Source organism: Desulfuromonadales bacterium (genome assembly GCA_035620395.1).
GTDB lineage: Bacteria > Desulfobacterota > Desulfuromonadia > Desulfuromonadales > DASPGW01 > DASPGW01.
Genome location: DASPGW010000049.1, coordinates 1 through 10481 on the forward strand (window position 1 = coordinate 1; position 10481 = coordinate 10481).

General features: G+C 63.2%; 11 protein-coding genes. 9 read left to right on the forward strand and 2 right to left on the reverse strand.

The features are described 5' to 3' along the window. From VD811_03125 to gcvPB, 7 genes are all read left to right on the forward strand, one after another. Positions 1–489, forward strand: a 489-nt coding sequence (locus VD811_03125) for a bifunctional 5,10-methylene-tetrahydrofolate dehydrogenase/5,10-methylene-tetrahydrofolate cyclohydrolase (protein ID HXV19970.1), incomplete at its 5' end; no start/stop codon positions are given. A 66-nt stretch (positions 490–555) separates the two neighbouring features. After that, on the forward strand, positions 556–1200 hold the full coding sequence (locus tag VD811_03130; GenBank protein ID HXV19971.1) for a methylenetetrahydrofolate reductase C-terminal domain-containing protein: 645 nt from the start codon (positions 556–558) through the stop codon (positions 1198–1200). A 48-nt stretch (positions 1201–1248) separates the two neighbouring features. Next, on the forward strand, positions 1249–2103 hold the full coding sequence (locus VD811_03135; GenBank protein HXV19972.1) for a methylenetetrahydrofolate reductase: 855 nt from the start codon (positions 1249–1251) through the stop codon (positions 2101–2103). Positions 2104–2207: 104 nt separating this feature from the next. Next, complete coding sequence (gcvT, locus tag VD811_03140) at positions 2208–3302, forward strand: glycine cleavage system aminomethyltransferase GcvT (protein ID HXV19973.1); 1095 nt, start codon at positions 2208–2210, stop codon at positions 3300–3302. A gap of 84 nt (positions 3303–3386) precedes the next feature. Further along, the gene (gene gcvH, locus VD811_03145; protein ID HXV19974.1) at positions 3387–3773 is read left to right on the forward strand and encodes a glycine cleavage system protein GcvH; all 387 of its coding nucleotides are present in this window, start codon (positions 3387–3389) and stop codon (positions 3771–3773) included. Between the two features lie 27 nt (positions 3774–3800). After that, positions 3801–5150 (forward strand): aminomethyl-transferring glycine dehydrogenase subunit GcvPA, encoded by a 1350-nt coding sequence (gene gcvPA, locus VD811_03150; GenBank protein ID HXV19975.1) that lies wholly within the window; start codon positions 3801–3803, stop codon positions 5148–5150. Next, positions 5147–6601: an aminomethyl-transferring glycine dehydrogenase subunit GcvPB gene (gcvPB, locus tag VD811_03155; protein ID HXV19976.1), complete on the forward strand. Its 1455-nt coding sequence runs from the start codon at positions 5147–5149 to the stop codon at positions 6599–6601. Before gcvPA ends, gcvPB begins: the two co-directional genes overlap by 4 nt. Before the next feature lie 37 nt (positions 6602–6638). Here gcvPB and VD811_03160 read toward each other — a convergent pair whose 3' ends face one another. Next, positions 6639–7559, reverse strand: a complete 921-nt coding sequence (locus VD811_03160) for a TonB family protein (GenBank protein ID HXV19977.1) — start codon at positions 7557–7559, stop codon at positions 6639–6641. Positions 7560–7724: 165 nt separating this feature from the next. Here VD811_03160 and pta point away from each other — a divergent pair, with 165 nt between their 5' ends. Beyond that, on the forward strand, positions 7725–8726 hold the full coding sequence (gene pta, locus VD811_03165) for a phosphate acetyltransferase (GenBank protein ID HXV19978.1): 1002 nt from the start codon (positions 7725–7727) through the stop codon (positions 8724–8726). 115 nt (positions 8727–8841) lie between these two features. Here pta and VD811_03170 read toward each other — a convergent pair whose 3' ends face one another. Further along, positions 8842–10107: an acetate kinase gene (locus VD811_03170; protein HXV19979.1), complete on the reverse strand. Its 1266-nt coding sequence runs from the start codon at positions 10105–10107 to the stop codon at positions 8842–8844. A 300-nt stretch (positions 10108–10407) separates the two neighbouring features. On the opposite strand from VD811_03170, the gene VD811_03175 reads away from it, so the two are divergent. After that, the coding region (locus VD811_03175) for a ferredoxin (protein ID HXV19980.1) at positions 10408–10481 on the forward strand (74 nt) is incomplete at its 3' end.

Sequence of the window (10481 nt, forward strand, 5' to 3'; positions counted from 1 at the left end):
AACGTCGGCCGTCTGGTGACCGGCAATCCCCTGTTCCAGCCCTGCACTCCCTACGGCGTGATGAAGATGCTCGAGCAGACCGGCGTCGACCTTGCCGGCAAGGAGGTCGTGGTGGTCGGGCGCTCCAACATCGTCGGCAAACCGGTGGCGCTGATGTGTCTGGCCAAGCATGCCACGGTGACGATTTGCCATTCCCGCACCCGCGATCTTGCCGAACAGGTACGGCGGGCCGATGTGCTGATTGCCGCCGTCGGCCGCCCCGAGATGATCAAGGGGGGGTGGATCAAGCCGGGGGCGGTAGTGATCGATGTCGGCGTGAACCGCGTCGGCGAAAAGAAACTGGTCGGGGATGTCGAATTCGAAGCGGCGAAGGAAAGAGCCGGCGCCATCACCCCCGTCCCCGGCGGGGTCGGCCCGATGACCATCACCATGCTGCTGTTCAACACGGTGGAGAGCGCCAAACGCAGGGCCGCCAGGGACCGGCACTAGGCTGAGGGTTGTAGGCCCGGGAGAATACCCTCTGCCTTCTGCCAGTTGCCCGTTGCCGGATTTTTTATGATCATCAGCGACCAGAAAAGCAAAGAAGAACTCCTTCAGGTGCTGGACGGCAAGACCCGCCTCTTTCTGGTGGGGTGTGCCGCCTGCGCCACCGCCTGCAAGGCGGGCGGCGAAGAAGAGGTCTTCAAGATGCTGGAATGGCTCACTTCGGTCGGCAAGGAGGTGACCGGCAGTGTGGTCATCGACGAGGCGTGTCACATCATGCGCGCCGCCCGCGACCTGCGCCAGCACAAAGGCCAGGTCGAAGAGGCCGAGGCGCTGCTGGTACTCGCCTGCGGCGCCGGCATCCAGTCGATTTCCAGCAGTACCGACCAACGGGTCATCGGCGGGCTCAACACGCTCTTTCTCGGCAACATCCGGCGTTTCGGCCAATATGAGGAGAAGTGCTCCCTCTGCGGCGAGTGCATCCTCAACGAGACGGCCGGCATCTGCCCGGTTACCACCTGCGCCAAGGGGCTGCTGAACGGTCCCTGCGGCGGTATGGAAGAAGGGAAATGCGAGGCGGACCGGGAGATCGACTGTGCCTGGCACCTGATCTTCGAACGGTTGAAAAAACAGGGGCGGCCGGGGGTCTTCCGCCGTCCGGTGCCGCCCAAGGACTGGGGAAAAAAGCGCAAGCCGGGCAGGCATAAAATAACATAGGACCCATAGGACCTATGGGACTTGTGGGCCCTATGAGGTTGATTTAACATGTCTCGTCTTTCTCAGGCTCTTGCTGGCGGAGAATTCGTCGTCACCGCCGAGATCGCTCCGCCCAAGGGGGCTGACCTTGCGCCCGCCCTGGCGACGGCACGCGCCTTTGTCGGGGTGACGGCGGTCAATATCACCGACAACCAGGGGGCCAATATGCGCATGTGTCCCCTGGCGGTAGCGGCGCTGCTGGTGGGGCGAGGGATCGAACCGATCCTGCAGCTGACCTGCCGCGACCGCAACCGCATGGCCCTGCAGTCGGACCTGCTCGGGGCGGCGGCACTGGGTGTGGAGAACGTCCTGGTCCTCTCCGGCGATCATCTCCGTTTCGGCGATCACCCCGGAGCGAAGTCGGTTTTCGATCTTGATTCGGTACAACTGCTGCAAGTAGTCGACGGTCTGATGGCCGGTCACAATATGGCCGGCAAGCCTCTCGCCGGCTTCCCCCGCTTCTTCGCCGGGGCGGCGGTGACCCCGGAGGCCGAGCCCTTCGAGCTGATGTTCCAGAAATTCGCCAAGAAGGTGGAAAACGGCGCCCGTTTCTTCCAGACGCAAGCGGTATTCGACCCGGTCAAGCTCGAACGCTTCATGGCGGTGGCCCGGCCGCTCGGGGTGCCGGTGCTGCTCGGGGTGCTGCTGCTCAAGAGTGCCAGAATGGCCCGCTTTCTCAACGACAACATCCCGGGGGTCCGGGTTCCCGCCCAGCTGATCGACCGGTTGGAGCAGGCCGCCCGCCCCCTTGACGAAGGTGTGGCTATAGCCCGGGAGATGGTGGCCGCAGCGCGTCAGCACTGCCAGGGGGTGCATCTGATGACCCTCGGCTGCGAGGAGAGGATTCCGGAGATTTTGGGGTAAGGCAGGCACGAGGCAAAAGGCCAAAGGCAAGGGGCAGGGGGCAAGAACTGGGGGCTGGGTTTTGAATTTCCTTTGGCCTCGTGTCTGATTTCACTGGAGGTACCATGCTGAAGAAGACCCCTCTGAACGAGGTACACAGAAAACTTGGCGCCCGCATGGTCGAGTTCGGCGGTTGGGATATGCCGGTGCAGTACAAAGGGGTCATCGAAGAACACCTGGCGGTGCGCGGCGCCGCCGGGCTTTTCGACGTCTCCCACATGGGGGAGATCGAGGTCAAGGGTCCCGGAGCCCTCGCCTATATTCAGGAACTGACCATCAACGACGCTGCTACGCTGGTCAACGGCCAGATCCAGTACAGCGCCATCTGCTACCCGCATGGTGGAGTGGTGGATGATGTGACCCTCTACCGTTTCGACCACGACCATTACCTCTTCTGCGTCAACGCCTCCAATACCGACAAGGATTTCGCCTGGATGGAGGAGGTGCTCGAAGAGGGAAACTTCCCCGACGTAGCGCTGCGCAACCGCAGCGATGACTTTGCCCAGCTCGCGCTGCAGGGGCCGGCGGCGCCGGCGATCCTCGCCCGCCTGACCGACACCGACCTGACGAAAATCGCTTATTACCATTTCTACGAGGGGCTGGTGGCGGAAGTGCCGACCATCATCTCCCGCACCGGCTATACCGGGGAAGACGGTTTCGAACTCTACTTCACCCCCCAGGCGGCGGAACATGTCTGGAACGCTCTGCTGGAAGCCGGGGCGCCGGATGGCCTGGCGCCGATTGGACTGGGGGCGCGCGACACCCTGCGCCTGGAGATGAAGTATGCCCTTTACGGCCATGAGCTCTCCCCCGAAATCACTCCCCTGGAAGCGGGGCTGGGATGGATCACCAAACTGGAGAAGCCGGGTTTCATCGGCCGCGACGCCCTGCTGCGCCAGAAACAGGCGGGTGTTCCCCGGCGACTGGTCGGCTTCCGGATGACCGAGGCCGGGGTGCCGCGGGCCGAGTATCCCGTTTTCGCCGGAGAGAGGGAGGTCGGCTGCGTGACCAGCGGTACCATGTCCCCAAGTCTGCGCATCGGCCTCGGCCTGGCGCTGGTCGAGACGGCCCAGGCCGCGATCGGCACGCCTCTGCAGATCGGCATCCGCAGCCGCCGGGTCGGGGCCGAGGTAGTCAAGACGCCGTTCGTGAAGAAATGATTTGATACGTTTGTTGTAGGGGCGCGAGTCATCGCGCCCTGGGCGCAATAAATTGCGCCCCTACATCCCATACAGGAGGCAGCCATGGAATTTCCGGAGGAATTGAAGTACACCGAAGAACATGAGTGGGTGATGGTCGAGGCTGATGTGGTGACCGTCGGCATCACCGATTTTGCCCAGGACCAGCTCGGCGACGTGGTCTTCGTCGAACTCCCCGCGGTGGGAACGATGGTCGAGGCGGGCAAGCCCTTCGGCGTCGTAGAGTCGGTCAAGGCCGTCTCCGATGTCTATGCGCCGGTTTCCGGCGAAGTGGTCGAGATCAACGAAGAACTCCCCGACGCGCCGGAAACCATCAACACCTCCCCCTATGACGACGGCTGGATGATCAAGATCAAGCTGTCCGCCCCGGCGGAACTGGAAGGGCTGATGGATGCCGATGCCTACCAGGAGTTCATCGAGGAAGAAGGATAAAGGTCCGGTTTTCCAGGAGTTGATTTCATGCGCTACATCCCCCATACCGAAGAGGATATCCGGCAGATGCTGGAAACTGTCGGTGTCGGCAGCGTCGAGGCCCTGTTCGAAGGGGTCCCCGCCGCTGTCCGGCTGAACCGTCCGCTCGCACTGCCGGCGCCTGCGGCCGAAAGCGAGCTGTTGCGCGAACTGGGCCGTCTGGCCGCTCGCAACGCCACCGCTGCCAGCCATCTCTCGTTTCTGGGAGGGGGAGCGTACAACCACTTCATCCCGGCGGTGGTCGACCAGCTCATCTCCCGCAGCGAGTTCTACACCGCCTATACCCCCTATCAGCCGGAAATCAGCCAGGGGACGCTGCAGGCGATCTTCGAGTACCAGACGCTGATCTGCCAGTTGACCGGGATGGACGCCGCCAACGCCTCGATGTACGACGGCGCCTCAAGCTGCGCCGAAGGGGTGCTGATGGCGGTCCGCGCCACCCGCCGGCGCAAGGTCCTGCTTTCGCGTGCCCTGCATCCCGAATACCGGGCGACGGTGGCCACCTACTGCCGCTACCTGGAGCTGGAAATGATCGAGATCCCCTTCGATGCCGCCGGTCGCACCGAGCCGGGTGAGCTGGAGCGGCTGCTCGACAAGGAAACGGCGGCCGTGGTAGCCGGTTACCCCAACTTCTTCGGCGTCATCGAGGATCTGGCGGCCATCTCGGCGGCCGCCCACGATTGCGGCGCTTACCTGGTGGCGGCGGTGCAGGAGCCGATCGCTCTGGGGCTGCTCAAGTCCCCCGGTGAGCTGGGCGCCGACATCGTCGCCGGGGAAGGGCAGAGCTTCGGCATTCCGCTCTCCTACGGCGGGCCGTATCTGGGGTTTTTCGCCGCGCGCAAAAAGGACCTCCGCTCCATGCCCGGCCGGCTGGTCGGCGAAACGGTCGACAGTGAGGGGCGGCGCGGCTTCGTGTTGACCCTGGCCACCCGCGAGCAGCACATCCGCCGCGAGAAAGCGACCTCCAATATCTGCTCCAACGAGGGTCTCTGCGCGCTGATGGCGACCATCTACCTGTCGCTCCTCGGCAAGCAGGGAATCCGCGAGGTGGCGAAGCAGAATCTGGCCAAGGCCGAGTACGCCAAGCAGAAAATCGCCGCGCTGCCAGGTTTTTCCCTCCCCTTCGCCGGACCGACGTTCAACGAATTCGTTGTCGAGGCGCAGGAAGGGGCGGACGTCGTTCTGGGCCGCCTGGAAGCCGCCGGCATTCTCGGCGGCATTGCCCTGGATCGCTGGTACGGCGGGATGCCGGGGCGCTTCCTCGTCTGCGTCACCGAACAGAACAGCCGGGAGGAGATCGATACGCTGGTCGCGGCCCTGGCGGGAGGTGGTCGATGAAGAGCCTGGGTACGACCGGACTGATCCTCAACGAAAAGCTGATCTTCGAACACTCCGACCCCGGTCGCAAGGGGTACAGCCTGCCGGCGCTCGACGTCCCCGAGGCCCCTCTGTCAGCGGAGTTGGCCCGCAATGAGGTCCCTGGCTTCCCGGAGCTCTCCGAGGTCGACGTGGTGCGTCACTTCACCCGGCTTTCCACCTGGAACTACGGGGTCGATTCGGGACTCTACCCCCTGGGGAGCTGTACCATGAAGTACAACCCCAAGGTCAACGAAGTGGCGGCGCGCCTGCAAGGGCTGGCCGGCGCCCATCCCTACGCGCCCGAGCATCTGGCGCAGGGGGCGCTCGCGCTCATGTACCACCTGCAGCAGGCGCTGGCGGAGATCTCCGGCTTCTCTGCAGTCACCCTGCAGCCGGCCGCCGGCGCCCATGGCGAGCTGACCGGGATGCTGGTCATCCGCGCCTGCCTCGAAGCCCGCGGCGACTCGCGCAAAAAGGTCATCATCCCCGATACCGCCCACGGCACCAATCCGGCCACCGCCGCTCTCTGCGGCTACGAAGTGGTGCCGGTAGCTTCCGACGGCATCCTCTCGGCGGCGGCCGTCGCGGCGGTGATGGACGGGGAGGTGGCGGCGCTGATGATCACCAACCCGAACACTCTGGGGCTCTTCGAGTCGGAGATCACGGAGATCTGCAACGTCGTCCACGCCAAGGGGGGGCTGGTCTACTGCGATGGCGCCAACCTCAACGCCCTGCTCGGCATTGCCCGGCCCGGCGACATGGGGATCGACGTCATGCACTTCAATCTGCACAAGACTTTCGCTACCCCGCATGGCGGCGGCGGCCCCGGCGCCGGACCGGTCGGGGTTACCGAGGAGCTGGCACCCTTTCTGCCGGTGCCGCTGGTGGTCAAGGACGGGGAGGTCTTCCGTCTCGACTATGACCGGCCGCACTCCGTCGGCCGGGTCAAGGCCTTCTACGGAAACTTCGGCATCCTGGTGCGCGCCTGGGCCTACATCCGCTCGATGGGACCGCAGGGGCTGCGGCACGCGACCGAGATGGCGGTGCTCAACGCCAACTACATCCGCGCCCGCCTGGAGGGGACCTACCATCTGCCGCACCGGCGCCGCTCCATGCACGAGGTGGTTTTCTCGGACCGCGACCTCGGCGGCGACTGCCACACCCTCGATGTCGCCAAGCGCCTCATCGATTATGGTTACCACCCGCCGACCATCTACTTCCCGCTGGTGGTCAAGGGGGCGATCATGATCGAGCCGACCGAGACCGAGTGCGTGGAGGTGCTCGACGAGTTCTGCGACGCCATGCTGGCGATTGCGAAGGAGACGCAGGAGAATCCGGACCTGCTGCACCAGGCGCCGCTCAAGACCCGCACCCGCCGGTTCGACGAGACGGCGGCGGCGCGCAACCCGCGGCTGAAATGGGAAGGATGAAAAACGAAGGGCTCCGATCGGGGCCCTTCGTTTTTGGTCAATAGATCATCCGGCGCGTGAGGTTGTACTGGAAGAAGGCGAAAATGGTGAGGGTCTCTTCCTTGTACGCGGCAGGTAGTCTGCCGTAGGGCGCGCCCTTGCGGACCGCCGCCAGCGCCTCTTCGTCGAGATCGCGGTAACCGGAGGATTCTCTCAGGAGCACTTCCTTCACAGAACCGTCGTGGCTAATGGTGATCTTCAGCAGGCAGGTTCCTTCCTCTCCCCGCTCCGCCGACCGGCGCGGGTAGTTCCAGACCCCGTAGATGTGGTCCCGGAAGCGCTGGAAGAAGGAGTGAAGCAAGTCCTTCTCCATATCAAGCCATACGGCGTCCCCATGCTCCACCTCTTCGCGGTATTTCTGCCGCCACTCGGCAATCTGCTTTTCGGCGACGGCTTGTGCGGCCTGAGTGGCCGAGGCCATTAGGGTCTTCATGCTGACGCCGGGGCGTTGCTCAGGCGAAGGGGGGGCTTCCGTTGTCGCCGGGCCCTCACCCGCAGGTCGTTTTTCAGCGGCCGCCGGCGTCTGGAGTGACGACTCGGTTCTGGCCCCTGGTGGCGCCGGCATGGTCGCCGGGCGGGCTGTGCGTGGCGTGCTGTCCTCAGGGAAATCGCCCTTCGGCGCTGTCTCCCGCTCCACCTGGCGATCCACAGACCCCAGTCGTTTGGCCGGTCTGGCGCGGGGCGTCTCCGGGGTGTCGGGTGGCAGGTCGAGTTCCCTCTCCCTGGGTTTGGGCGGTACAGTCGGAAGTAATTCGACGACTACCGGCTCCTTGGCCGGCGGGGGCGGAAAGAGGCTCAGCTCCGGCAGCAGATAGATCAGCAGCAGGTGCAGCAGCAGGGAGACGGTGATAAACCCCAGCAGCAGGGCGTTTTGATGGCGGTCGAGTTGCATGAATCCGTTGTATGAGAGTTGCGGCATCTTGGAACAGCTGCCATTATACATGATGGCAGCGATACGGGGCCAGTAATGATTTCCCGGAGGCGGCCTGGCCCGCTGTTAGAGGCAAAAAAAGTTGACCGTTCAAAGGCCATCGGGTATAAAAGAAAGCCGTATTCAAACTCTGTTTGGAGGAGGCACACTGACATGCATTTGGTTGATCAGATCAAGGCAAAGGCCCGCAAGAATCTGCAGACCGTCGTCCTGCCCGAGGGGTACGACGACCGGATGGTCCAGGCCGCCGGGCAGATCGTCAAGGATGGACTGGCTAAAGTGGTACTGCTGGGGAACCCCGAAACCCTGAAGGCCAAAGCAAAGGAACTGGGTGCCTCCCTCGACGGGGTGACACTGCTCGACCCCAAAACCTCGCCGAAGCTCGAATCCTACATTGACGAGTTGGTGGAACTGCGCAAGAAGAAGGGACTCTCCCGGGAAGAAGCGAAGAAGCTGCTGACCGGCGAGGACAACCTTTACTATGGATCGATGATGGTGCGGCTGGGGGATGCCGGCGGCGCTGTGGCCGGTGCCTTCAATACCACCGGCGACGTGCTGCGCGCCGCCTTCCAGGTGGTCGGCACCGCCCCCGGCATGAAGACCGTTTCCTCGGTCTTCCTGATGGTGACCAAGACCCCCGAGTTCGGCGAGAACGGCACCATCCTCTTCGCCGACTGCGCCGTCAACCCCAACCCCGACGCCCAGGCGCTGGCCGAGATCGCCGTCAGCACCGCCCGGAGCTGCAAAAGCTTCCTCGGCGTCGAAGCGCGGGTGGCGATGCTCTCCTTCTCGACCAAGGGGAGCGCCAGCCATGAGGACGTCGACAAGGTGCTCAAGGCGCTGGAGATTGCCAAGGGGCTCGACCCCAGCCTGCAGATCGACGGCGAACTGCAGGCCGATGCCGCCCTGCTTCCCAAGGTCGGTGCCAAGAAGGCTCCCGGGTCAACCGTCGCCGGCAAGGCCAACACCCTGATCTTCCCCGACCTCGACGCCGGCAACATCGGCTACAAGCTGGTCGAACGCCTGGCCGGCGCCGAGGCCGTCGGTCCCATCATCCAGGGTCTGGCCAAGCCGGTCAACGACCTCTCCCGCGGCTGCTCGGTGGATGACATCATCTCCGTCGCCGCCATTACCGCTGTTCAAGCGCAGGGGTGAGATGCAGGGGCGACGCAGGCGTCGCCCTTTCCCTTCAGAAAAAGCGAGAGGCCGGCGATTTTTTCGCCGGCCTCGATTTTTTTAGAGCAGGGCGAGGCATGCTCGTCCCTACGAATTACTTCCGCTGGAAATCCTTGCTGGCGAAGGCGTACTTGAAATTCATGTGGTCGGTGTAGGTTCCCTCGAGGATGGCGACGACGTCTTCGGTGAAGACCAACTCTTCGTCGGTGGGGATGACGAAGACCTTGACCGGCGAGTCGGGGGTGGTGATGACGCTCTCGCGCTTGCGGGTCATGGTGTTGCGGTTCTTCTCCCGGTCGAGGATGATCCCCATGTGCTCAAGGCCATCGAGGGCTCGTTCGCGGATCTGCCAGCCCATCTCGCCGACCCCGGCGGTAAAGACCACCGCGTCGAGCCGTCCGATGGCCGCGCAGTAGGAGCCGATGTATTTTTTGAGCCGGTAGGCCTCGATATCGAGGGCGAGGGCGCATTTTTCGCAGCCGTTCTCCGCGCCCTCGATGACGTCGCGACGATCGGTGAACTGCCCGGTGATGCCCAGAACGCCTGACTTTTTGTTGAGGATAGAGTCGATTTCCTTGGCGGAGAGCCCTTCCTTCTGCTGGATGAACATCGGGATGGCCGGATCGATATCACCGCAACGGGTCCCCATGACCGCTCCCTCGAGAGGGGTGAGACCCATCGAGGTGTCGACCGAGATGCCTCCCTTGATGGCCGTGTGGGAGACGCCGTTGCCGATATGCATGGTGATGATGTTGCAATCCTTGGGATCCTTGTCGAGCAGCACCGCCGCCCGTTTGGAGACGTATAGGTGGCTGGTGCCGTGGAATCCGTAGCGCCGCACGCCGTGCTTCTCGTACCACTCGAGGGGAACAGGGTAGGTGTAGGCGTGTTTGGGCATCGTCTGGTGAAAGGCGGTGTCGAAGATGGCGATGTGAGGCACGTCGGGAAGGACCGACTTGGCCGCCTCGATTCCCGAGTTGTTCGGCGGGTTGTGCAGGGGCGCGAGGTGCTGCACCTCCTTGATCGCGGCAAGAACGGCCTCATCGATCTTGACCGAGCAGGTGAACTTCTCGCCGCCATGTACGACCCGGTGGCCGACCGCGGAAATCTGATTCATGTCGCTGACCACGCCGTGCGCCTTGCTGGTGAGGGTCTTGATGATCAGATGAATGGCCACCTGGTGGTCGGGGCACTCGTACTCCTCCCGATAGGTTTCACGGCCGGGAACTTCATGGATGATGAAAGAGTCGCCGACGGTGACGCGTTCCACCATTCCCTTGGCGACGATCTCCCTGCGCTTCCAGTCGTAGAGTTGATACTTGACGGACGAGCTGCCGCAGTTCAATGCAAGGATATCCATTGCAGGTAACCTCCTCAGTTGTAGATATGGTTTTCTCTTTCGGCTCAGATCGGTAGAATGTCGTTTTGCCGAACCGGTTCCGTTCCCCGCGGCACCGTCGGGCAGGTCCTGTGCGACCATGACACCGGCCTGAAAACCCGGCAAAAAATGTCTTAAAAGACTATCGGAGTAGAACATGAATTGCAAGAAATTTTGTGTTGTCGGCGTGGGCTTTGGGGTGGACAGCGAGTCGCAAAGTGGTGTACCATGTCGACGGTTGTTAACCGGTTTACAAAACTTTTCCCGGAGGAGGTGATACCCATGGCCTATACCATCAATGAAGAATGCATCAATTGCGGGGCCTGCGAGCCCGTATGTCCCGTCAATGCCATCAG

Coding starts and splice junctions, on each gene's coding strand:
- gcvT (HXV19973.1), top strand. CDS start 2,208: ATGCTGAAGAAGACCCCTCTGAACGAGGTACACAGAAAACTTGGCGCC.
- VD811_03170 (HXV19979.1), bottom strand. CDS start 10,107: ATGGATATCCTTGCATTGAACTGCGGCAGCTCGTCCGTCAAGTATCAA.
- gcvPA (HXV19975.1), top strand. CDS start 3,801: ATGCGCTACATCCCCCATACCGAAGAGGATATCCGGCAGATGCTGGAA.
- VD811_03135 (HXV19972.1), top strand. CDS start 1,249: ATGTCTCGTCTTTCTCAGGCTCTTGCTGGCGGAGAATTCGTCGTCACC.
- gcvH (HXV19974.1), top strand. CDS start 3,387: ATGGAATTTCCGGAGGAATTGAAGTACACCGAAGAACATGAGTGGGTG.
- VD811_03130 (HXV19971.1), top strand. CDS start 556: ATGATCATCAGCGACCAGAAAAGCAAAGAAGAACTCCTTCAGGTGCTG.
- pta (HXV19978.1), top strand. CDS start 7,725: ATGCATTTGGTTGATCAGATCAAGGCAAAGGCCCGCAAGAATCTGCAG.
- gcvPB (HXV19976.1), top strand. CDS start 5,147: ATGAAGAGCCTGGGTACGACCGGACTGATCCTCAACGAAAAGCTGATC.
- VD811_03160 (HXV19977.1), bottom strand. CDS start 7,559: ATGCCGCAACTCTCATACAACGGATTCATGCAACTCGACCGCCATCAA.